Below are 20922 nucleotides of genomic sequence, written 5' to 3'. Positions count from 1 at the left end.
CTGACGCAGAACCAGCAGATCACCGCGCTGGGCAACGGAGTGCTACCTCTCCAGGCCGTGCCCGCACTGTCACTGCTCGCCGCGTGAACGTGGGTTACTACAGAGCCGCGTCCTCCGGTGCGCCCGGTGTTGTTCCCAGAGCGGCGAGTAGGCGGGTCCGGATTCGCTGCTTGCGCTGCTCGAAGAACGACGTGAAGTCGGCCAGGTCGAGCGCAAGGCCGTCGAGGTCGTTCTCGGCGAGGTAGGTGGCTCGCTTGTCCTCGTTCGGGAAGCCGGTGTCGATCCACTCCGCAGGCAGGCCGTCCTGCTTCTCGATGTTGGCGGTCCCGGCGAGCAACTGGAGGTTCGGCAGGAGATTCACGGCCGCCAGGTAGTCGTCGATGCTGTCGAGCGGGACTCCAGCGTCGAGGAGCTTCTTCTTGGTGAAGCGGGACTTGGGGAAGATGTGGTCTTCGTGGAACTTCTTGCTCAGGTCTAGCCCCGGGTACAGAACCGAGAGGACGGAGAACGTCCGCTGGCCGGCGTACTTGAGGTTGAGCAGTTCGTCGATCTCGGCGTTGTCGAACGTGAGGCTCTTGCCGACGGCCGCCATTGCCTCCTCGACCGCAGCGACCGGGAAGCCGTTCGTCGAGTTGGTGCGGAGGACATCGCGGATGCGGGTGAGGAGCGTGTCGAGTCCCGACCCCCAGATGCCGCGCTTGACCAGTGAGCGGGTCACCCACCGTTGGAGGGCGAGCCTGTCGGCGGCGTCCGCGGTGGAGTCGAGGTATGAGTCACCTGCGCCCCGGAGGTGCAGGTAATGCGCGATCGGGACGATCACGCTGTTCGCGGTGAGGTTACGTTCATTGTACCCGAACTGCTGGAGCAGCGTCGCGGCGCGGAGCAAGGCTCCCTTGATCTGCGGCCAGGCTGCCTCCACCTTGGCCATGTTCCCCTGGGTGAAGTTGGTGACCTTGAACCGCACATCCACGTCCGCGATCGTCAACGCGGTCTTCAGCACTACATCCTTGGAGAACGAGAACTGTCGCCCGGCGTTGCTATTGATCTCGGAGACCAGCGAGCGGACTTCCTCGCGCGCGTCCAGCTCTTGCCATTGGTTCGTCGCCATCGACAGCAGCAGGTCGGAGTACGAGAGCGTGGTGCCGCCGCTGTTGACGCGGACGAAGATTTCGAGCACCTTGTCGGCGTCCTGATCGGTGACCAGGAAGTAGTTCATCGGCTTGAGGACCCGCACCGCCTCGTACAGGTCGTAGAGCCGTTGGAACGCGTCAGCCGATCCGGCGATGCCGCGTTGCTCCAGCTCTCGCATGATCGCGGGGCCAGCGTTGGCGAGATCGAGTACTGCGCCGACCCGGAACCACTTGACGGCCTCGCCGTTCGCCGGGGAGGCCTCCCGGTCGGTGAGGAACCGCAGGTCGTACTTCGTGCCGAGCTCCTCGTCGTCGGGCTCGTCGACGAGGTTGAGGTATAGGCGCTTGACGGGGAACGCGTCCGCGCTGTTCCACCACGCGTACTTCTTCTTCTCCGCGAAGCTGCCGTACAGCGCGATGTTCAGCGAGGTGAGCCGCTGCTGTCCATCGAGCACCGCCGTCGTGCCACTCCCGGAGGGAACCGTTGCCTTGTCGGCGTAGGGGTTGTCGCGCTCGTGGTAGTTGGTCAGGAACTGGTAGAAGGTGTACGACTGCGCAGTTTGAGGCTTGACGTCCCAGAGCAGGAACGACCCGACGGGGTACCCACGCATGAGGCTATCGACGAGCTTGGTGATCTGATCGGCACCCCACACGAACTCTCGCTGGATCGCCGGCATCAGGTACTCGCGCTTGTGGATAGCGGTCAGCATCTCCTCGATGCTGCGCGGGGTCTGGAACGACATGCGGATTCTCTCGGTCGGGCTGGCAGATGGTCAGGCGATGGCGTCGTCATCGACGGCCACGACAGTGTCGTAGAGGCCGTAGTGCCGCAGCCCCTTGTGGGACTCGATGCCGGTGTAGGACAGGGACGAGTCCTCGTAGCGCCGGAAGGCGAAGACGGCCTGGTTCATGTGGGTGGCGTTGAAGACGCCGAGGTTCACGAGCAGATGGAAGTCCTCAACGGTCAGTCCAGTGACGGTGCGGAACAGGCCCGGTTCGAGCTTGGTGACGACGTCCTGGAGGGTGTTCTCGCGGAAGTCGGTTAGATACATGAACGCCGGGATGCGGGTGGCGAACTTGACCAGCTTCTCTTGAATCTGCTTCCGCTTGGACTTGTACTCCTTCTCTTCCGCCGTGATTTCCTTCTTCTCCGCCGGAGTGATCTCTTCGCCCTTCTCCTTCTTCGCCTTCTTCACAGCGTCGCTCTTGTTCACGACGGTCTCGAAGATGTCGTTGCCGAGCGCGCGGAAGCCTTCGATGTTCATGACGGCGTTGAGGGCGTCGGGGTTGTTCATGATCTTGCGCAGGGTGTCGTTGTCGACGTTGACGAGTATCGCGGATTCCCACTTGCGGGCCAGGAGGGTCGCGGACGTGCCCGACATGGCGATGTCGAGGATGCCGCCAGCATCGACCTGGGTCATGTTCGACCCGTCGTAGGCCAACACGGGCAGGAACTTCACGAGCTCCTCGACGGCCTGCTCCGGGTTCGGCGTCTCCGGCGAGAGACCAGCCCCGTAGTCGGCGATCTGACGCAGCGCCCGGGTGGGCGCGAAGTCGAAGACGAAGCACACCGGCTTGAGGACAGCTTCGGCGCTCGGATTGTCCCCGTCGGGGTTCTTGATCGACCATGGGGACTGCACACGGAACGCGGCCTGGAAGTAGGTCTCGGGCGAGTTGAGGTTTCGCAGCATCAGGATCGAGGACCACTGCTTGACGGTGACGCCCGTGGTGAGCTTGCCGCAGGACAGGGTGATCGTCTTCGTGTCGTGGCCGTCGCCGATCGCCGCTCGCACCGGTGGGAGGGCATCCAGGCCAATGCCCGCGCCAGTGCCTGCGACGACGAGGACCTTGTAGTCGTGCCAGAACACGTTCTGCTTCTCCGCGAGCAGGTTGGCCATCGCCTGGCAGGCAGCCACATTGGGTAGGAACCAGAACGAGTGCTGCAGGTAGGGCAGGAGCCGGACATCGGAGTATGGGAATGGCGGGCGGGTGCCCATTCGCATGGCGTCGACCTGGGTGGGCAGGTGAGCGCCACGGATGAGGTCGAGCCACTTCTGAACGTCGGTCTTGTGGGTGAACTCGGCGTCCTTGCCGATTCCCTTTGCGTCGAAGAACTCGTTGAGGTCGAACTCGTCGAACTCTCCCTGGTTCGCGACGGCGATGAGCTCGTCAGGCATCTGGTAGGTGAACAGGCGCATCTCCGGGAGCGCCCCGTACGGGTTCCACGCGTCCGGGTGCGCGACGGTGTACTCGGCCTTGGCGCGCTGCTCGTCGGTGTAGGTCCAGTTGAAGATTTGCTCCTCGATGAACTCACCTGTGGCCAGTGCTTTGAACGGTGTTCCCGACAGGTACAGGTAGGCGCGGGTGGTGATCGGCAGGAAGTCGTCCTCGTCGTTGCCGAGCTCGTCGAGTTCCTCGTCGAAGGCCACGAGGCCGTCGTTGTACTCGGCGGCCAGTTCCTTCTGCTTGACCTTCTCGTCCTCGCCCTCGAACAGCTCTTTAGCGGACTCTCGCCAAGCGCCGAAGTGGTACTCGTCGAAGATGACGAGGTCCCAGTTGGTGGTGTGGACCCACTCGTTCTTCGCTTTGATGAGCCCGGTCTTCCGGTCGCGCCCGAGCAGGTCCTGGAACGAGCCGAAGTACACCAGCGGTCTCGTCTTGTCCGCGTCGTCCGGGCTACCCCCGGTGGCCGAGGAGAGGTACTGCCAGCCGTCGAAGTCGGCGTGAGACTCCAGGTCGGTCTGCCAGGCATCTTCCACCGCAGGCTTGAAGGTGACCACGAGGATGCGTCTCGCGCCGAGCCGCTTCGCGAGCTGGTAGGAGGCGAAGGTCTTCCCGAAGCGCATCTTGGCGTTCCAGAGGAACCGTGGTACCGCCTGGGAATCCTCGGCCCATATCGACTTGAAGTAGCCCTCGGCCTTATCGACGGCACTGGCCTGCTCCGGACGCATCGGGAACGTCTCGTGGTGCGTGCCGCTGAGCTTGACGCCGGTGCGAAGCTCGGTGATCGCCGTACGCACATCCTCCGGGGTGCAGCGCATCCACTCTCGCGCCGAGCCGAAGATCGGGTTCGCGAAGCCCTTGTCGATCAGCCGCTGGCGCACATCCGAGTCGCGAAAGATCGACCCGTCGCCGCGTTCGGCGAGCTCGTCGACGTGGAGCGTGTAGGCCTGCTGCATCTGGCCCTGAGACTCGCGGATGCGCGCATTCACATCCGTCTTCGTCGTCTGCCCGACCTTGAGAAGTCCTGCATATCCTGCTGGTGGATCGTTCGGCGACCACGCGTAGATGCGCAGCCTCGCTTCGGGTCTCTCTGGGAGAAGCTCGTCGATGTCTCTACTCATCGCTATCGTCGGCCCCGTCCTCGTCGAAGGGGGTGTCGTCGTGGGCAGCGACCTGGGACTCGATGAACGCGATCTCGTCGTCGGTCAGTCCGTAGCGCTCGTACAGGAGAGCATCTGTCCAGTCCCGATCGAGAGGAACATCTGGGACAAAAGCGTACACATCCCGAGTAGCGTGCTGAGTGGACTTACGGAGCGACACAAGGAAGCGGACAAAGCGGGTGCGCAGGTACGCGGCGTACCGCGTCGCTTCCTCCTCAGCGTCAAACCTTCCAGCGACAAGATACGTTTCCGTGCAAGCTGTGCCGGGGCCAGCAATGATCGGTTTGGAGAGGAACTTCGTCTCGACCGCAGCGCTCGTGCCCTGCACAGCAGTCATCAGGACCTTCCACTGATCGATCCACCCGTCACTCAGCGGAACCTCACTTCGGGCGACCCAAGTGATCTTGCGAGAACCGAACAGCTGTACCGGGTCCTTCAAACCGCTGGCGGTTGGCTTGCCATGAAAGAAGGTGCGTAGACCGAATGGCTTGCCTGTAGACACGCGAGTGTCGAGCGTTGGCTCGTGCTTCGCGCGGACCTTCTCTAGGATTGGAATAGCTTCGTTGCGTCGAACCAAGACATCGTAGGCATCGAGGAACCGGGTCGCCTTCTCGCCCACCGGCTGCCCGTCCCACATCGTCTGGATCGTGCAAGGGCCGTCGTGTTCGCGGTCCCAGAGGAAGTATGAGACCCCGCCTCTGATCTTCACGCCTGGGAAGGCCTCGTAGAGCTTTGGGTAGTCGACGATGTCGTGCATGCGGTGATCGGACAGCATCTTCTTGCGGTACTCATCGAGGCCCTTGCCTCCCGCAAACCAGCGAGACGGAGTGACAAAGACTGCGAAGCGTGGGTCGAGCCCCAGCGCCTTCTCTACGAACATCTGGTAAATCGGTGCAGCGGAGGTGCCGTAGCCGCCGTCGCTGAGCTGGTACGGCGGGTTGCCGATAATGACGTCGAACTGCATGTTGTCTCCGAACAGCTCGGCGATCCGAGCCTTGATGTCGTCGGTATGGATGAAGGCGTAGGCGTGAGTCTCAAGATCGTCACCACGTGCGTAGTCATCCTCGCCCGCTCCGCAGTAGATGCACTTGCGGTTGGTATAGACGATGACTTCTTCGCTGGTCAGCGGATCGGATCGGAACTCTCGTTTCCCGCCGCCCCAGGTGTGCTCGGTGCGCTCGAACCAGATATTGCCGTCCTCGGTCGTGAATGACTTGGCGATCGAGTGCGTGCCGTTGGCGAACTTCGAGCAGTAGACGCTCCGGCGCGCAAGCAGCGCAGTGAGCTGGGTGATCCCGATGCCGAACACCTGATGGGTGAGGATGTGATCGACGCGTTGGTCGAGGTCGGGGATTGCGAGGATCAGTCCGTCGGTGAGCCGACGGACGATCTCGCGGAGGAACACGCCGGACTTGGTGAACGGATCGAGGAACGTGACATCGGGGTTAGCCCAGATGTTCGCGCCGTCGTTGGCGTCTGCCCACGCGGCGGCAAGCGTGTCGAGCATCTGGTTCGCGAACTCGGGCGGGGTGAAGACCTCATCGTTCGAGAGGTTTGCGATGCAGGTCAAGACATCCGGGTTGTGCCCTCTGAGGGTAAAGGGTGCAAGGGTCACGCGGCGGCCTCGGCGATCTGATTGACGGTCATGGTCGGGTAGGTCTGCGCGGGAACGAACAGGTCGTCGTCGTCCAGTTCGCCGAACAGTGTGCCCTCGTACGAGGCTCTCTGGGTGAGATCGTCGTAGCGGAAGTCGCGCCTCTGGAACTTCCCTTTGCCGAGGTAGCCCCACTCAGGGAAGGTGATCGGCTGGCCACTCACCAAGGTCATGGTCAAGGCATCCCCCTGGACGATGTTCACGGCTAGGACCGCGCGCGCCGCTTGCGCCCACTGGTCATCGCTGCTGATGCCCAGAAACGTGTTGAACACCTCGGCTAGATTGTCGCGGCACTCCTCGGCGTTGTCTGCGAGGAGCTCGATGCCGTACGTGCACATCAGCGCAAACAGAGCGTAGTGACGCCTCTCAAACTCGCTTTTGCCGTGGCGAAGTTGGACGGTGACGAGTTTGCGAGCTAGGACTGGGACAAGGAAGTTGCCGGAGCCGCAGGCGGGCTCGAGCACGCGAGAGTCGATCCGCTCGGACTCATGCTTGACGAGATCGAGCATGTCCTCGACCATCCACCCCGGCGTGAACACCTCGCCGTGATCGGCAACGCGCTGCTTAGACTTCACCAAGCGCTGGGCTTCACTCAGCGTCATCGTCTCCCCTTCCCGTGCTCGTCGTCACGATCGCAGGAGTGACCGCTGACATTTGCGTGGGCTGCTGAGCGGTCTCGTCGTCGCTGGCCGCCGCGCCCGCACGCACCCAGTCGTCGATCTCGCTGGCTTGGAACTTCCAGAGGCGTCCGACCTTGTGGGCTGGCATGGCCTTCTCGGCGATCCAGGTGTAGACGGTGTCTTTGGTGACCCCGAGGTGGGCGGCGATGTCGTCTGCGGACAGCCACGGCTCAGCCACGTTGGTCCTCCCTCGCTCAATGGCCCAGGCAGGCCAACACTTACGATGATACCGGTGGAGGTGCGGCTTGAGTGGGGTTTCTCCGGGCGTGGCCGAACGAGATGGGTGCCGAGGGTGGTCGCTCTGCTCGGCCGATCAGTGCGGGACACGGGCCTTGAGCCAGGTGGTCACTGCTTCCTGCCACCGGTCGGGGTCGGTGTTCCAGCACAGGGTGTGATCGGCGTCGAAGGTCTCCAGCTTGACGAGGTCCGGGCGGGCGTCTCGGAGTGCTTGTGAAAGCCGGATCGGTACGGAGTCGTCTCGGGTGCCGTGGAGGATCAGGGTCGGCGTGGTGAGGTCTGCGGCTCGTGCGGTCCAGTCGAAGGAGCGGAGTGGGACGCGGCCCGTCAGGCCGACTGTCCGAGCCAGCGGGTCGAGGGTGAGCCACGGGGTCGCGAGGTGTCCGGCGGCGGGGGGCAGTCCGCTTCGGGCACAGTTGGCCTTGATAACTTCGGTCCAGTTGGGGGCGGGTGAGTCGAGTACGAGCGCGGCTATCAGCCCTTGGTGTCGAGGCCGGTCGGCGAGTTGGAGGGCGATGGCGGCCCCCATTGACCAGCCGAAGATCACGACCTGTTCGGCTCCTCGTCGCACGGCGTACCCGATGGCTTCGTCAATGTCGGTCGTCTCGGTGTGGCCGAGGGTTGTTCGGCCGGTGCCGACTCGTGGCCCTTCGGTGGTGTTGCGGTAGCTGACCACGAGGGAGGTGTAGCCGAGTTCGGTTGCGACCCGCACGCCGCGGAGGGTGCCGGCGCGGGTGCTGCCGAGGCCGTGGATGTGGATCGCCCAGGTCGAGGGGTCGCCGTCGATGCGCCAGGCCGGGCATGGTCCTGCGGGGGTGGTGATGGTGATGTCGCGGGCGTGGAGCCCGGCATCGGCCGGGGTGGCGTAGTAGATCCCGCTCCACGAGGCACGATCCCCGGTCTTCGGGGTGAAGCCGGGTGCAGAGCCGGTGATCCTGCGAGCGATGCCAGCGGGTCCGCGATCGACGGCATCTGTGGAGAGCTGGACCCAGCCTCCACGCTTGAACCAGAGGTTGTAGATGCCAGCCGCGGTCGTTTGGGCGGTGCGGTCGAGCACGATCAGGTCGCCGTTGTCGTCGTGCTCGAATCCTCGGGCGGGGAGGTCGAACGTGCGCGGGCCGGCGGGCGCGGTGAACCGCCGCGCGATTACCCACCCGAGCCCGCCGGCTGCTGCTGCCGCGATCCCGCTGCCGAGGGCGATGCGCCCGATCACGATTCACGCTCCTCGACATTCGGGACGGGCAAGGTCGTCGCGACGGTGGTGTCGTTTCCGACGAGGTGACTCTAGGCTCGTTGGAGTAGGTCGCGGTCTTCGGCGCTGATGTCGAAGGTGATGCGGGGGTCGATCATCGCGTCGCGGATTTCGACGATCACCCGATGGAGGTGCCCTTCGGGGTCTTCCGTGCTGGCGGCGAGCGGGTCTGCTTGGCTCAGGCCGGGCCGCACCTGTGTCGCTCGGTTCCAGAGTGACTCCAGCTGTGCCGCGAGGGCGGCTGTGCGCTTGTCGCGCAGGTAGTGCTGGGCGCGCCGGACGGCGGGTTGCGCGGCGAACCCGGCGCAGAGGAATAGGAACGTCAGGAGCGAGAGCGGCCCGTAGGCGGGCTGAACGGCATGCAGGAAGCCGAGTCGGCCGGTGACGTGGGCGATGTCCATGACGATCACAGCGAGGCAGAGGGCGACGCCGAAAGCTGACCCGAGCGTCAGCAGCGCTGCGGGCAGGCGCTGGACACCGGCGCTGTGCCGGTATCGCCGGGCGGCGAGGGTGAGCATCGCGGCGATGACGATGCCGCCATAGACGAAGGTGATGATCGAGTAGGCAGTCGTCGCGGGTTGGGCGCCGAAGTCGTTCATGAACTGCGTGGTCGTCGGGCCGCGGTCGATGAACAGGAATGCTGCGGTGATCGCGAGTAGCGCGACGAGCAGGACGGGCGTACTGACGGCGGCGCGGACGAGCCTGGGCCGGTACTCGCCGGTCTTCATGACGCCGCGTCCGAGGAAGAAGAGTCCGACCATCAGGAGCGCGTCCGCGATCAGCGTCGCGATGTTCGTGCCGCCGAGGAGCGGATCGACGGCCGTGTAGATTCCATCGACGTTCAGCGTCATCGCGATGGCGATGGTGAAGGCGGCGCGGGTGATACTTCGGTCGGTGCGTTTGCGGCGGAAGATGAGCAGGCTCGCCACGAGCGCCCACATGAGCGTCGCGACGAGCGTCTGGATCATCCGAATATCTCCGAGTAGGCCGACTCGGCGAACACTGATCCTCGGATGCCGGCGGCGAGCTGGTCGGCGAGAGACTCGGCGGCGATCTCGGTTTCGCTGTCAAGGTCTTGCCGCCGGAGCAGGCGTCCGCGTGTGCGGGGCGGGATGTTGGGCAGCAGCATGTCCACGGCTGGGCAGTCCTCTCCGTCGCAGTGGCCGAGGATCATGTGGGCGAGTTCGTGGAGGATGAACTGCTGTCTGTGGAGTGTCGAGTCAGTGTGGGCGTGGAGCACGAGGTCGTCTGTATCGGTTGCCAGCCAGAGCGCGCAGAGGCCGTCGTGCGTGTCGAGGTCGGCGAGCTCGATGACGCGGAGCCTGCGGTGCCGCTGGTCCTGGACAGAGCGGAGGAGGTCGTCGAAGGTGAAGGTGTTGCCGAGCTGAAGGCCCGCGACGGCCGCCGATACGGCCTGTTCTATGTTCACGGTTCGCCCCTCTCAGTGGGGAGCAGTGACCGGTATCGGCTTCGCCCTGCGCGACACCTGTCAGTGCTCAGGCGTTGGTGTCATTTCCTCATCCAGGAACTTGGTGATGGCGTGGAGTGCTTTCGGCGAGATGTCGCCGAGGGTGCGGGCAGCATAGGACTTCACCTTCGCGGCACGCATGGACCGAACCAGGTCGAGCTGCGCTGAGTCCTTCTCGGGCGTGGCGGCACCGTCCTCGCCGAGCAGGAACGCCGCGTCCACGTCGAAGAACGCGGCGAGCCCCTCGAAGACGGCGGGGTCTTGGACGTAACGGTGGCCGTTGACCATGTACGTCCAGCGCGACCGCGACAGGTTGGTGCCTCCTGACGGCGCTTGGGAATCAGGGGCGCACCTGCCTGACGGGCGTGTCAGATGGTCTGTGTAAGTGACGGTCCTGCCGGAAAGGACTACAGCTATGACCATGATTGAGGAGGGTGGTGCTGACGGTGTCGTCGATGAGCCGTTGTCCACTGCTGAGGTGGCGCAGCGGTTGCGTGCCTCTGGCGCTCTGGATGAACTGTTCGCTCAGATCGATAGGGGCCAGCTGCCGCTGACCGGTGACGGCGGGCTGGTGCCGGGGTTGATCAAGGCGGCGCTGGAACGCGGGTTGCAGGCCGAGTTGTCTGACCATCTCGGGTACGACAAGGGTGATCCGCAGGCCCGGCTGTTCCCGAATTCCCGGAACGGCTCGACGCCCAAGACGGTGTCCTCGCAGGTCGGGCCGGTGGATTTGGACATTCCCAGAGACCGGGCCGGGTCGTTCACTCCGCGGCTGGTGCCCCAGGGCTCCCGCCGGTTGGGCGGTTTGGACGAGATCATCGTTTCGCTCTACGCCGGCGGGATGACGTTGCGCGACATCCAGCATCACCTGGCCGCCACGGTCGGCACGGAACTCTCGCACGAGACGATCTCCAAGATCTGCGACGAGGTCCTGGACGCGGTCACCGAGTGGCAACACCGCCCATTGGAGGCGTTGTACCCGGTGATCTATCTGGACGCGCTGATCGTGAAGGTCCGCGACGGCGGGCACGTCCGCAACCGCGCCGCGCACATCGCCGTCGGTGTCGACATGAACGGTGTGAAGCGGGTTCTGGGGATCTGGATCCAGGCCAGCGAAGGCGCGAAGTTCTGGGCGTCGGTGTGCGCTGAACTGGCCAACCGCGGGGTTCGCGACGTGCTGATCGTGTGTTGCGACGGCCTGACCGGGTTCCCCGAGGCGGTCGCTGCCACGTGGCCGCTGGCCACCGTGCAGACCTGCGTGGTCCACCTGATCCGCCAGGCGATGCGGTTCGTAGGCTACGGCGACCGCAGAGCCGTCGCGGCGGCGTTGAAACCGATCTACCAGGCACCCGATGAAGACGCGGCCAGGGTCGAACTCGACGCGTTCGCCGACTCCGAACTCGGCCGCAGGTACCCGACCACGGCCGCGGCGTTCCAACGGTCCTGGGACCGGTTCACCCCGTTCCTGGCGTTCCCGCCGGCGCTGCGGAAGGTCATCTACACCACGAACGCGATCGAATCGTTGAACTACCAACTCCGCAAGATCATCAAGAACCGCGGCCACTTCCCCAACGACCTGGCCGCAGTGAAGCTGCTCTGGCTGGCGATCTGCAACATCGAGGACAAACGCGCCGCCGACCGAGCCAAAGAAGCCGGCCGCGGTCGACGCGAGAAACGCCAAGCTGAAGGACGACTTGTCGAGGGACAGGTGACCACGAACTGGAAACAAGCCCTGGCCCAACTGTCGTTGGTCTACCCCGACCGCATCGAACCCCATCTGTGACCGCCGTCACTTACACAGAAATCTTGACAAGCTCTGCCTGACAGAGCGACCCACACGCAGTTGGTCGCCCGAGTCAGGAGGAGGCCATCATGGCCATTCACACCCAGGAATCGCTATCAGGCTTCATCGCCCCGGAGCCGTTGCTCACCGAGACGGCCAAGGGAGACGCCAGGTTCTTCGCCCGTATCGGCAAGGAACACTTCCGCCGTGAGGACGACGGCTCGTTCACGCAGACCGAGACGACCTACCACCACCTGGTGATGTTCGGGCGTTCCGCTGAGCACGCGCACGCGAACTTCACCCAGGGCGACAACTTCGTCGCCGAGGGCTACACGCGGCCGGTCAACTACGAGCGCAACGGTCAGGCGATCGAGGGCGAAGAGTTCGTCGCCAAGAAGATCGGCCATGACGCCGCGCGAACCCGCTACGAGGTGGACCGCACCCCGCGCAATGGAGTCGGCCGGGACGCAGCGGCGTACGACCCGACGCAGCGAGCAGCGGCGACGGCGCACGCCCCGGTCAGCATGTGAGTTCGGGAGCCGAAGCACCATGAACGATCAGCACGAGATGGATGAGCCGGATGTCTTCGACGGGCCGCCCCACGCCACCAACGCAGACATGCCCGAACCGCCGCACCCCGTGAACTGGAACCTGCTGACAGCGCACGAGCTGGAGCAGGAATGGCTCGCGCTGAACCGGTGGGTTGACTGGCTGCGACGCACCTACGGCCTCACCGTCGCGGTGGTGCCGCCGTTCTGGCATCACCACCCGGAGATGGTCTGGGAGCTATCGGCACTGCACCTGCATTGGCTCGCGGCCTACGACCCCGATCAGAACGCATCCGCGCCGCTCGGCTGGCATCGCGACTTCGCCGACGCGCGCGAACGCCTTCGCTACTGGGTCACCGCCTGCGGCACCCGTGGCGACCACGACCGACCGACCCGGCAAGCTGCATGGCCCGGTGAAGACCCAGCTCCCACGATCCAGGACTTCACCTTCACCGACCGCGACACCGAGTTCGTCGAGTTCGTCATCGCCCAAGTCCGCAAGCGCCAGGAGGCCGAAGACGAGTTCTACGCCAACCTGGCCGACGACGAGGCTCCGTAGACCGATGAGCCGCTACACGAAGAAGACAGATCGTCGCCCCTACGAGGAGCGGTCGTTCTCCGTCCGGGCCGTCCACCGCGAACGCGCCGACCTGCACAAGCTCGCCGAGGTTCTCATCCGGCTGACGTTGCAGGAGACCGGCGAAAGCCGCGCGGCCCGCGAGGCGGTGCGGATGCCCGACACCTACCGGGCGGCACCGGATGGCCTGGCCGCCTCTGAAGCCGCCCGGTAGAATGAACCCTGCAAGCCTCGCGATGCGGGGTGTTGTGGCCTAAACCTCGCCGCTCGGCGGGCAACACGCACCGAGACCATCAGGTCTCGCCCTACAGCCTTCATCGGCTGCTCTCACGATCAACACCCCTCCCACGAACAGTGGGAGCGCGAGGGTCGAACCGCGTGAGAGTGAGCCCCCGATGACCACCATTGCCGACGATCCGGCAGCCAGCCTCATCGACCCGCCCAAGACTGCGGCTGCCGCCGTGTCCTACCTGCGAGTCTCCACCCGCGAGCAGGCAGAGAAAGGCGGCACCGACGAAGGCTTCTCGATCCCGGCCCAGCGCGAAGCGACCAGGCGTAAGGCCGAACAGCTCGGCGCCGGCATCGTCGAGGAGTTCGTCGACGCGGGAGCCTCAGCCAAGTCGTCCGACCGGCTGATGCGGATGATCCAGTACGTCAAGGCCAACAAGGTCGCCTACTGCATCGTCCACAAGGTCGACCGGCTCGCCCGCAACCGCGCCGACGACGTGAGCATCCACCTCGCACTCCAACAGTGCGGGGTCATGCTCGTATCCGCGTCGGAGAACATCGACGAGACCCCCTCCGGGATGCTGCTGCACGGCATCATGTCCACCATCGCCGAGTTCTACTCCCGCAACCTCGCCACCGAGGTCGCCAAGGGCATGACCCAGAAGGCCATCGGTGGCGGCACCAACGGGCGCGCCCCCATCGGGTATCTGAACGTCCGCAAGCGCGACGAACTCGGCCGCGAATCCCGCACCATCGAGCTCGATCCCGAGCGAGCACCGATGATCGAGTGGGCGTTCAAGGCGTACGCCTCAGGTAACTGGAGCGTGAGCCAGCTCCACGACGACCTCACCTCGCGGGGGCTGCGCAGCCTGCCGACGCCGAAGCGGCCGGCGAAGCCGTTGGCGGTGTCTACCATCCATCGGCTCCTGACCAACCCGTACTACAAGGGCGATGTCATCTACCGAGGCACCCGCTACAAGGGCAACCACCCGGCGCTCGTGCCTGCCGAGGTCTGGTACCAGGTCCAGTCCGTGCTCACCGCGCACCAGTGCGCCGTCGAGGCGACCCAAGTCCACGGCCACTACCTCAAAGGCACCGTCCACTGCGGCCAGTGCGGGTCCCGGCTCATCGTCTCGAACGCGAAGAACCGGCACGGCAACGTCTACTGCTACTTCGTGTGCTCGGGTCGGCACTCCAAGCGCACCGACTGCACGCGCCAGGCGATGCTCATCGAAGATGTCGAGAAGCTCGTCGAGGACTACTACACCCGCGTCCAGATCACGCCCGCCCAGCAGGACGCCCTCGCAGGGATGCTCCACCACGAGTTCGACCGGCTCATGGCCGCTGAAACCGAGGAACTGGAACGCCTCACCACCAACCGCGACCGGCTCGAAGGCGAGCAGGACCGTCTCATGCAGGCGCACTACGCCGACGCGATCCCGCTCTCAGTGCTCAAGCGCGAACAGGATCGGATCGTCGCCGAACTCGACCAAGTGACCCGCCGCATCGACGCCCACCACGGCGACTACGCCGACGCCCGCGCCCACCTCGACGACGCCCTCGGCCTGCTCGCCAACTGCGCCGATATCTACACCCGCTGCGACGACACCAACCGGCGGCTGTGCAACCAGGCGTTCTTCACGAAGGTCTTCATCGACGAGGACAACGAGCTGCGCGTCGAGCACAACCGGCCCTTCGAGATGCTCCTCGATCCGCAGGTCAACGCCAACGCCCTGACCTGGGCCGCAGACGCCGACAAGGCCCGAACCTCAACCAACGTTTCCGTTGGCAAGGGTTCGAGCCTTGTGCGTGGGGTGGGCGCGACAGGGTTCGAACCTGCGACCGCCCGGGTGTAAACCGGGTGCTCTCCCGCTGAGCTACACGCCCCTGACACCGACCCCGAGAGGCCGGTGATCGGTCCTCCGGAGACCGCCTGCCCGGCTAACCGCCGACGGCCGGTGCGGTGGCGAGGTCGGTTTCCGAGCCCCGCCCCGACAGCGCGGCCACCGCTCGTCGCCAGCCGGCCTGATCACGCACCTCACCCGGCCCCTTGACCTCGGCGAACACGACGGTGCCGGACGGTTCGACCAGGAAGGTCCCGCGCACGGCCATCCCGGCCTTGGCCAGGAAACACCCGTAGGCGCGTGCCGTCTCGCCGTGCGGCCAGAAATCGCTGAGCAGCGGGAACGAGTATCCCTCGGCGCGGGACCACGCCTGCAGGGTCGGGGGCGGATCGGTGGAGATGCCGAGAACCTGCACGTGGTGGTTCTGGAACGAAGCGAGATCGTCCCGGACGGCGCTCAGCTCACCGCTGCAGATCCGGGAGAAGGCGAAGGGGTAGAAGACCAACAGGACAGCCTTGCTCACCAGCAACTCGGACAGCGTCACCGGCACGTTGTTCGCGTCCGGCAGGGTGAAGTCCGGTGCCCGGTCCCCCACCGCGACCGGCCCGTCCGACCCGGCGAGCGGGTCGGTCACCGACGGACCTTGCCCGACTTCGGTCGCACCAGCCGGGTGATCATCCACCCGCTGCCACTGCCGCTGGGCACGCTGGTCGTCTGGGACAGGCCCGCGGTGGCGGTGGCCTCCGCGATGTCACTGGGCTCGACATAGCCGTCACGCCCGGTCTTCGGCGTCAGCAGCCAGATGACCCCGGCATCGGCGAGCAGCGAGATGCTGTCCACCAACGCATCGGTGAGGTCGCCGTCGGGCTCGCGCCACCAGAACAGCACCGCATCCAGGACCTCGTCGGTGTCCTCGTCCAGCAGGTCGGAGTCGATCACGTCCTGGACGGCGTCACGCAGTTCGTGGTCGACGTCCTCGTCGTAGCCGACCTCTCCGACGGTGTCTCCCGGTGACATCCCGAGCCGAGCAGCCGCTGCAACCGACTGCTCTGCCAATTCACTCACTGCTGCTGCACTCCTTCACGCCCGGCGGTCATCGGCCCCGACAGATGTGTCGGGTCACTCCACGGCCTCATGGCTGATTACCTTATGCGTCGCGGGCCCTTCCGTGAACAACACAATCTTCACGTGGGTGTTTTCCCGGCACCTCCGCCCCGACCGGGCGACGCCCCCGGCGCGCCGCCCCACCCCTGGTGTCACCGTCCGGCACCGACCGCCGGGACGGGGCCGTTCGTGCTGGCCGGGAGGCCGGGCGCGGCCCGGCGCGCATGCCCGCCCGCCGATGGGCCAGGATGGGGTGTGATCGCGTACCGCCCATCCGGCGGCGGCGGTCGACCACCACCGGCCGTGTCAGGAACCCACCCCGGCGCCGGGCCCACGAGGAGATCGGATCGATCGTGTCAGGGAAAGACGAACTGCGGCCGCGGAATCACCTCATCCCGGACGGGATCGCGCAGATCCCGGATGCCGACCCCGAGGAGACGCAGGAGTGGCTGGACTCCTTCGACGCCATGGTCGACGCCGGCGGTCAGCAACGCGCCCGCTACCTGATGAACCGCATCCTGGGCCGGGCCAAGGAACGGCACGTCGGCCTGCCCGGGCTGATCACCACCGACTACCTCAACACCATCGCGACCGGGGCCGAGCCCGACTTCCCCGGTGACGAGGAGATCGAGCGTCGCTACCGCGCCTGGATCCGCTGGAACGCCGCCGTGATGGTGCACCGCGCCCAGCGCCCGGGCATCGGCGTCGGTGGTCACCTGTCGACCTACGCCTCGTCGGCCACCCTGTACGAGGTCGGCTACAACCACTTCTTCCGCGGCAAGGACCACCCGGGCGGCGGTGACCACGTCTTCTTCCAGGGCCACGCCTCCCCCGGCATGTACGCCCGCGCCTTCCTCGAGGGACGGCTGAGCAGCGACCGGTTGGACGGGTTCCGCCAGGAGGCCTCCCACCCGGGCGGCGGGCTGCCGTCCTACCCGCACCCGCGGCTGATGCCGGACTTCTGGGAGTACCCGACCGTCTCCATGGGCCTCGGCCCGATGAACGCTATCCAGCAGGCCCGGTTCAACCGTTACCTGCACCACCGTGGCATCAAGGACACCTCCGACCAGCACGTCTGGGCCTTCCTCGGCGACGGCGAGATGGACGAGGTGGAGTCGCGCGGCCTGGTGCAGGTCGCCGCGGTCGACGGGCTCGACAACCTGACCTTCGTCATCAACTGCAACCTGCAGCGCCTGGACGGCCCGGTCCGCGGCAACGGCAAGATCATCCAGGAGCTGGAGTCCTTCTTCCGGGGCGCCGGCTGGAACGTCGTCAAGGTCATCTGGGGCCGCGAGTGGGACGGCCTGCTCCAGCAGGACACCGACGGCGCGTTGGTCGACCTGATGAACGCCACCCCGGACGGGGACTACCAGACCTACAAGGCCAACGACGGCGCCTACGTGCGCGAGCACTTCTTCGGTCGCGATCCGCGCACCAAGCAGATGGTGTCGTCGATGACCGACGACGAGATCTGGGGCCTCAAGCGCGGCGGCCACGACTACCGGAAGGTCTACGCGGCCTACGCGGCGGCGCTGGCCCACAAGGGCCAGCCGACGGTCATCCTGGCCAAGACGATCAAGGGCTTCCACCTGGGGTCCTCGTTCGAGGGGCGCAACGCCACGCACCAGATGAAGAAGCTGACGCTGGCCAACCTCAAGGAGTTCCGGGACGAGCTGCACATCCCGATCGAGGACGCCGAGCTGGAGAAGGATCCCTACCAGCCGCCGTACTTCCACCCCGGCGACGACGCCCCGGAGATCCGCTACCTCAAGGAGCGCCGGGCCCAGCTCGGCGGTTTCGTCCCCGAGCGCCGCACCACCGCCAAGGCGCTGACCCCGCCGTCGGACAAGGTGTGGGAGGTGATGAACCGCGGCTCGGGCAAGCAGGAGATCGCCACCACCATGGCCTTCGTGCGCCTGGTGCGCGACCTGTTCAAGGAGGAGGGCATCGGCAAGCGGATCGTGCCGATCATCCCGGACGAGGCGCGCACCTTCGGGATGGACTCGTTCTTCCCGTCGCAGAAGATCTACAACCCCTCGGGCCAGCTGTACACGGCGGTCGACGCCAACCTGATGCTGGCCTACAAGGAGTCCGAGCAGGGCGTCATCCTGCACGAGGGCATCAACGAGGACGGCTCGACGGCGACGTACACCGCGGTGTCGACGAGCTACGCCACCCACGGCGAGCCGATGATCCCGATCTACATCTTCTACTCGATGTTCGGGTTCCAGCGGACCGGTGACGGCTTCTGGGCCATGGGCGACCAGATGGGCCGCGGCTTCATCCTGGGCGCCACCGCCGGACGCACCACGCTGACCGGCGAGGGCCTGCAGCACGCCGACGGCCACTCGCAGCTGCTCGCCGCCACCCAGCCGCACATCGTGGCCTACGACCCGGCGTACGGGTACGAGATCGGGCACATCGTCCGGGACGGCATCCGGCGGATGTACACCACGAACGAGGACGGGGTGCTGACCGGCGAGAACATCTCCTACTACATCACCCTGTACAACGAGCCCTACCAGCAGCCGGCCGGCCCCGCCGACCTGGACGTGGACGGGTTGCTGAAGGGGATCTACCGGCTCGCGCCGGCGCCGGACGGCGACGGGGACCGGGCGCACGCCCAGCTCCTCGCCTCGGGTGTGGGTGTGCGGTGGGCCCTGGAGGCCCAGCACCTCCTGGCGCAGGACTGGTCGGTGGCCGCCGACGTCTGGTCGGTGACCAGCTGGTCGGAGCTGCGGCGGGACGCCGAGGAGATCGAGCGGGCCCGCCTGCTCGATCCGGGTGCCGAGCACGACGATCCGTACATCACCCGGGCGCTGCGTGACGCTCCCGGGCCGGTGCTGGCCACCAGCGACTACCAGCGTGCGGTGCAGAACCAGATCGCACCCTGGGTCCCGGGCGACTACACCGCCCTGGGCGCCGATGGCTTCGGCTTCTCCGACACCCGGCAGGCGGCGCGCCGGTTCTTCCTGATCGACGGCCCGTCCCTGGTCGTCGCCACCCTGGCTGCTCTCGAGCGGCGCGGCGAGTACCGCGCCGGTGCGGCCGCGGAGGCGGCGGAGAAGTACCAGCTCAGCGACGTGCGGGCCGGTCGATCGGGCAGCGCCGGCGGCGAGTCCTGATCCGTCGGGGTGATCTTGCGAAGATCACCCCGACGGCTCCGGCCAACTGTGGCGCACGCCTCAGTTCATTGGGTACTCTCCCGATGTTGTTGCTCTCCTGGTGTGTCGAACGGCATCTCTCGGGGTAGGCACTTCCCCTCGGTCGGAGGCCCGGTCGGGGTGTCCGATCCCGCGGTCTCGGCCCGCGGACGACGCTCGAGGAGAGCAGGCATGGCGCAGGGCACTGTGAAGTGGTTCAACGCGGAGAAGGGCTACGGCTTCATCTCCCCCGAGGACGGCTCCGGGGACGTCTTCGTGCACTACTCCGCCATCGGCGGCTCCGGCTACAAGTCCCTCGAGGAGGGCCAGTCCGTGAGCTTCGAGGTCGAGCAGTCGGCCAAGGGTCCGCAGGCCACCAACGTGAGCCCTGCCTGACACGCGACAGACCGGTCATCGGGGCCGGCACCCGATCACGGGTGCCGGCCCCGATGTCGTTCTCGCGGACGTCCACCGACGCCGGTCGCCGTGCGCCGACCGGTCCGGGCTCACCGGCGAGCGTCTCCGGGCCCCGGACCCCCGGCTCGAGTCCTCGGCTCCGGCTGCCGGGCCTGGCAGGCTGACCCGGTGACCCCGGATGCGAACGCGCCCGCCGACACCGCCCACCGGGGCGACAGCTCGGCGGCGGCGCCGGGGGTCAGCGCCCGCACCCTGGCCACCGTGGAACGGGCCGCCGGCGTGCTGGCCACCCGTTCCGTCGCGCTGATGGACCGACGCCTGTCCTGGTTCCGGTCGCTGTCCGCCGACCAACGATCCTGGGTGTCCCTGGTCGCCCAGGCCGGCATCTCCGGGTACGTCCGGTGGGTGGACGACCCCGGCACGGGCTACCGCATCACCGACCGGGTGTTCGGCACCGCCCCCCGCGACCTGGTGCGGGCGGTCTCGCTGCGGCGCACGGTGGAGCTGGTGCGGATCGCCATCACCGTGGCCGAGGAGGAACTCCCCGCGCTGGCCACCGACGCCGTCGAGGCCGCGGCCCTGCGCGACTCCCTGCTGCGCTACAGCCGGGAGGTCGCCTTCGCCGCGGCCGCCGTCTACGCAGCCGCGGCCGAGACCCGCGGCGCGTGGGACGCCCGGGTGGAGGCCGCCGTGGTCGACGGCATCGTGCGCGGGGAGGACCAGTCGAGCCTGTCCTCGCGGGCGGCGGCGCTCGACTGGGATCCGAGCGCCGGTGTCGTCGTCGTCGTCGGCAGCGCACCACCGGGTGACCGGGCGGAGAGCGTGGCCTCGGTCGCCGAATGGGCCGGATCCACCGGTGTCCGGGCCATGGCCGGAGTCCAGGCCGACCGGCTCGTGGTCGTGGTGGCCGCCCCCAGCGACGGGCGGGACGGGATGCTGGACGGGATGACGGACCTGTTCGCCCCGGGTCCGGTGGTGTACGGACGACCGGCGACCGGACTGCCCGGCGCCGTCGTGTCGGCCGCCGAGGCACTGGCCGGACTCGCCGCCAGCACAGCGTGGCCGGATGCCCCCCGCCCGGTGGACAGCGACGACCTGCTGGTGGAACGGGTGCTCAACGGTGACCCGCTCGCCGCGCGACGGGTGCGCTCGGCCGTCTACGCGCCACTCGCCGGCGGCCCGGCTCCCCTGCTGACCACCATCGAGGCCTATCTGGCCGCCGGTGGTGGGCTGGAGCCCGCCGCCCGGAGCCTGTTCGTGCACCCCAACACCGTCCGCTACCGACTCCACCGCATCGCCGAGCTCACCGGGCGCGATCCCTGGCGCCCCCGCGATCTGGCCGTGCTCCGCACCGCGGTGATCCTCGGCCGCCTCGCCGGAGACGGCTCGCTCTGAGATTTGGCGGTTCCGCCTCACGTTCCTGGAGGATTCCTCCAATTGAGTGGACCGGACTTCGTGTCGAGCCCTGCCGCCG

General features: G+C 66.6%; 18 protein-coding genes, 1 tRNA gene and 2 pseudogenes. 8 read left to right on the top strand and 13 right to left on the bottom strand.

Features of this window, described 5'->3' with window-relative positions:
• Nucleotides 1-97: 97 nt before the first annotated feature.
• The 9 genes and pseudogenes from J2S58_RS00580 to J2S58_RS00540 all read right to left on the bottom strand — a co-directional run bounded on the left by J2S58_RS00580 (nt 98) and on the right by J2S58_RS00540 (nt 10092).
• A complete protein-coding gene (locus J2S58_RS00580; protein WP_205255067.1) occupies nt 98-1873 on the bottom strand; it encodes a DUF262 domain-containing protein in 1776 nt (591 codons plus the stop codon).
• Nucleotides 1874-1903: 30 nt separating this feature from the next.
• On the bottom strand, nt 1904-4474 hold the full coding sequence (locus tag J2S58_RS00575; RefSeq protein WP_205255066.1) for a DEAD/DEAH box helicase family protein: 2571 nt from the start codon (nt 4472-4474) through the stop codon (nt 1904-1906).
• The gene (locus J2S58_RS00570) at nt 4467-6128 is read right to left on the bottom strand and encodes an Eco57I restriction-modification methylase domain-containing protein (protein ID WP_205255065.1); all 1662 of its coding nucleotides are present in this window, start codon (nt 6126-6128) and stop codon (nt 4467-4469) included. Before J2S58_RS00570 ends, J2S58_RS00575 begins: the two co-directional genes overlap by 8 nt.
• On the bottom strand, nt 6125-6769 hold the full coding sequence (locus tag J2S58_RS00565; RefSeq protein WP_205255064.1) for an N-6 DNA methylase: 645 nt from the start codon (nt 6767-6769) through the stop codon (nt 6125-6127). The genes J2S58_RS00570 and J2S58_RS00565 overlap by 4 nt, the downstream gene beginning before the upstream one ends.
• Nucleotides 6770-6845: 76 nt before the next feature.
• A pseudogene (locus J2S58_RS00560) lies at nt 6846-7025 on the bottom strand (helix-turn-helix domain-containing protein); the annotation flags it as partial.
• Between the two features lie 135 nt (nt 7026-7160).
• Nucleotides 7161-8297: an alpha/beta hydrolase gene (locus J2S58_RS00555; protein WP_205255062.1), complete on the bottom strand. Its 1137-nt coding sequence runs from the start codon at nt 8295-8297 to the stop codon at nt 7161-7163.
• Between the two features lie 71 nt (nt 8298-8368).
• A complete protein-coding gene (locus J2S58_RS00550) occupies nt 8369-9304 on the bottom strand; it encodes a hypothetical protein (RefSeq protein WP_205255061.1) in 936 nt (311 codons plus the stop codon).
• Nucleotides 9301-9765 (bottom strand): hypothetical protein, encoded by a 465-nt coding sequence (locus J2S58_RS00545; RefSeq protein WP_205255060.1) that lies wholly within the window; start codon nt 9763-9765, stop codon nt 9301-9303. Before J2S58_RS00545 ends, J2S58_RS00550 begins: the two co-directional genes overlap by 4 nt.
• Nucleotides 9766-9825: 60 nt before the next feature.
• Complete coding sequence (locus J2S58_RS00540; RefSeq protein WP_205255059.1) at nt 9826-10092, bottom strand: hypothetical protein; 267 nt, start codon at nt 10090-10092, stop codon at nt 9826-9828.
• A 133-nt stretch (nt 10093-10225) separates the two neighbouring features.
• Here J2S58_RS00540 and J2S58_RS00535 point away from each other — a divergent pair, with 133 nt between their 5' ends.
• The 5 genes and pseudogenes from J2S58_RS00535 to J2S58_RS19140 form a co-directional block, all read left to right on the top strand.
• Entirely contained in the window at nt 10226-11587 is a 1362-nt protein-coding gene (locus J2S58_RS00535) for an IS256 family transposase (protein WP_205255139.1), read from the top strand.
• 89 nt (nt 11588-11676) lie between these two features.
• Nucleotides 11677-12117, top strand: coding sequence for a single-stranded DNA-binding protein (locus J2S58_RS00530; RefSeq protein WP_205255058.1), 441 nt, complete (start codon nt 11677-11679; stop codon nt 12115-12117).
• 37 nt (nt 12118-12154) lie between these two features.
• Nucleotides 12155-12694 (top strand): hypothetical protein, encoded by a 540-nt coding sequence (locus tag J2S58_RS00525; RefSeq protein ID WP_344469964.1) that lies wholly within the window; start codon nt 12155-12157, stop codon nt 12692-12694.
• A gap of 4 nt (nt 12695-12698) precedes the next feature.
• Nucleotides 12699-12926, top strand: a complete 228-nt coding sequence (locus tag J2S58_RS00520; protein WP_205255057.1) for a hypothetical protein — start codon at nt 12699-12701, stop codon at nt 12924-12926.
• Between the two features lie 181 nt (nt 12927-13107).
• Nucleotides 13108-14142 (top strand): annotated as a pseudogene (locus tag J2S58_RS19140) (recombinase family protein); the annotation flags it as partial.
• 243 nt (nt 14143-14385) lie between these two features.
• On the opposite strand, the gene J2S58_RS00510 reads toward J2S58_RS19140, so the two are convergent.
• The 4 genes from J2S58_RS00510 to J2S58_RS00495 all read right to left on the bottom strand — a co-directional run bounded on the left by J2S58_RS00510 (nt 14386) and on the right by J2S58_RS00495 (nt 15849).
• Nucleotides 14386-14625 (bottom strand): hypothetical protein, encoded by a 240-nt coding sequence (locus J2S58_RS00510; RefSeq protein ID WP_240188245.1) that lies wholly within the window; start codon nt 14623-14625, stop codon nt 14386-14388.
• Nucleotides 14626-14755: 130 nt separating this feature from the next.
• Nucleotides 14756-14827, bottom strand: a tRNA-Val gene (locus J2S58_RS00505).
• A gap of 54 nt (nt 14828-14881) precedes the next feature.
• Nucleotides 14882-15418: a peroxiredoxin gene (locus J2S58_RS00500; protein WP_205255056.1), complete on the bottom strand. Its 537-nt coding sequence runs from the start codon at nt 15416-15418 to the stop codon at nt 14882-14884.
• A complete protein-coding gene (locus tag J2S58_RS00495) occupies nt 15415-15849 on the bottom strand; it encodes a DUF3052 domain-containing protein (RefSeq protein WP_306826016.1) in 435 nt (144 codons plus the stop codon). Before J2S58_RS00495 ends, J2S58_RS00500 begins: the two co-directional genes overlap by 4 nt.
• A 392-nt stretch (nt 15850-16241) precedes the next feature.
• On the opposite strand from J2S58_RS00495, the gene aceE reads away from it, so the two are divergent.
• The 3 genes from aceE (at nt 16242) to J2S58_RS00480 (ending at nt 20843) form a co-directional block, all read left to right on the top strand.
• Nucleotides 16242-19013: a pyruvate dehydrogenase (acetyl-transferring), homodimeric type gene (gene aceE / locus J2S58_RS00490; RefSeq protein WP_344469925.1), complete on the top strand. Its 2772-nt coding sequence runs from the start codon at nt 16242-16244 to the stop codon at nt 19011-19013.
• A gap of 210 nt (nt 19014-19223) precedes the next feature.
• On the top strand, nt 19224-19427 hold the full coding sequence (locus J2S58_RS00485) for a cold-shock protein (protein WP_205255054.1): 204 nt from the start codon (nt 19224-19226) through the stop codon (nt 19425-19427).
• A gap of 189 nt (nt 19428-19616) precedes the next feature.
• Complete coding sequence (locus J2S58_RS00480; protein ID WP_306826013.1) at nt 19617-20843, top strand: PucR family transcriptional regulator; 1227 nt, start codon at nt 19617-19619, stop codon at nt 20841-20843.
• Nucleotides 20844-20922 lie beyond the last annotated feature (79 nt).

The sequence above is a fragment of the Nakamurella flavida genome (assembly GCF_030811475.1).
Lineage (GTDB): Bacteria > Actinomycetota > Actinomycetes > Mycobacteriales > Nakamurellaceae > Nakamurella > Nakamurella flavida.
This window is presented reverse-complemented; position numbering and strand designations above follow the sequence as displayed.

Coding starts and splice junctions, on each gene's coding strand:
- J2S58_RS00535 (WP_205255139.1), top strand. CDS start 10,226: ATGATTGAGGAGGGTGGTGCTGACGGTGTCGTCGATGAGCCGTTGTCC.
- J2S58_RS00530 (WP_205255058.1), top strand. CDS start 11,677: ATGGCCATTCACACCCAGGAATCGCTATCAGGCTTCATCGCCCCGGAG.
- J2S58_RS00540 (WP_205255059.1), bottom strand. CDS start 10,092: ATGGTCAACGGCCACCGTTACGTCCAAGACCCCGCCGTCTTCGAGGGG.
- J2S58_RS00580 (WP_205255067.1), bottom strand. CDS start 1,873: ATGTCGTTCCAGACCCCGCGCAGCATCGAGGAGATGCTGACCGCTATC.
- J2S58_RS00550 (WP_205255061.1), bottom strand. CDS start 9,304: ATGATCCAGACGCTCGTCGCGACGCTCATGTGGGCGCTCGTGGCGAGC.
- J2S58_RS00565 (WP_205255064.1), bottom strand. CDS start 6,769: ATGACGCTGAGTGAAGCCCAGCGCTTGGTGAAGTCTAAGCAGCGCGTT.
- J2S58_RS00520 (WP_205255057.1), top strand. CDS start 12,699: ATGAGCCGCTACACGAAGAAGACAGATCGTCGCCCCTACGAGGAGCGG.
- J2S58_RS00525 (WP_344469964.1), top strand. CDS start 12,155: ATGGATGAGCCGGATGTCTTCGACGGGCCGCCCCACGCCACCAACGCA.
- J2S58_RS00575 (WP_205255066.1), bottom strand. CDS start 4,474: ATGAGTAGAGACATCGACGAGCTTCTCCCAGAGAGACCCGAAGCGAGG.
- J2S58_RS00485 (WP_205255054.1), top strand. CDS start 19,224: ATGGCGCAGGGCACTGTGAAGTGGTTCAACGCGGAGAAGGGCTACGGC.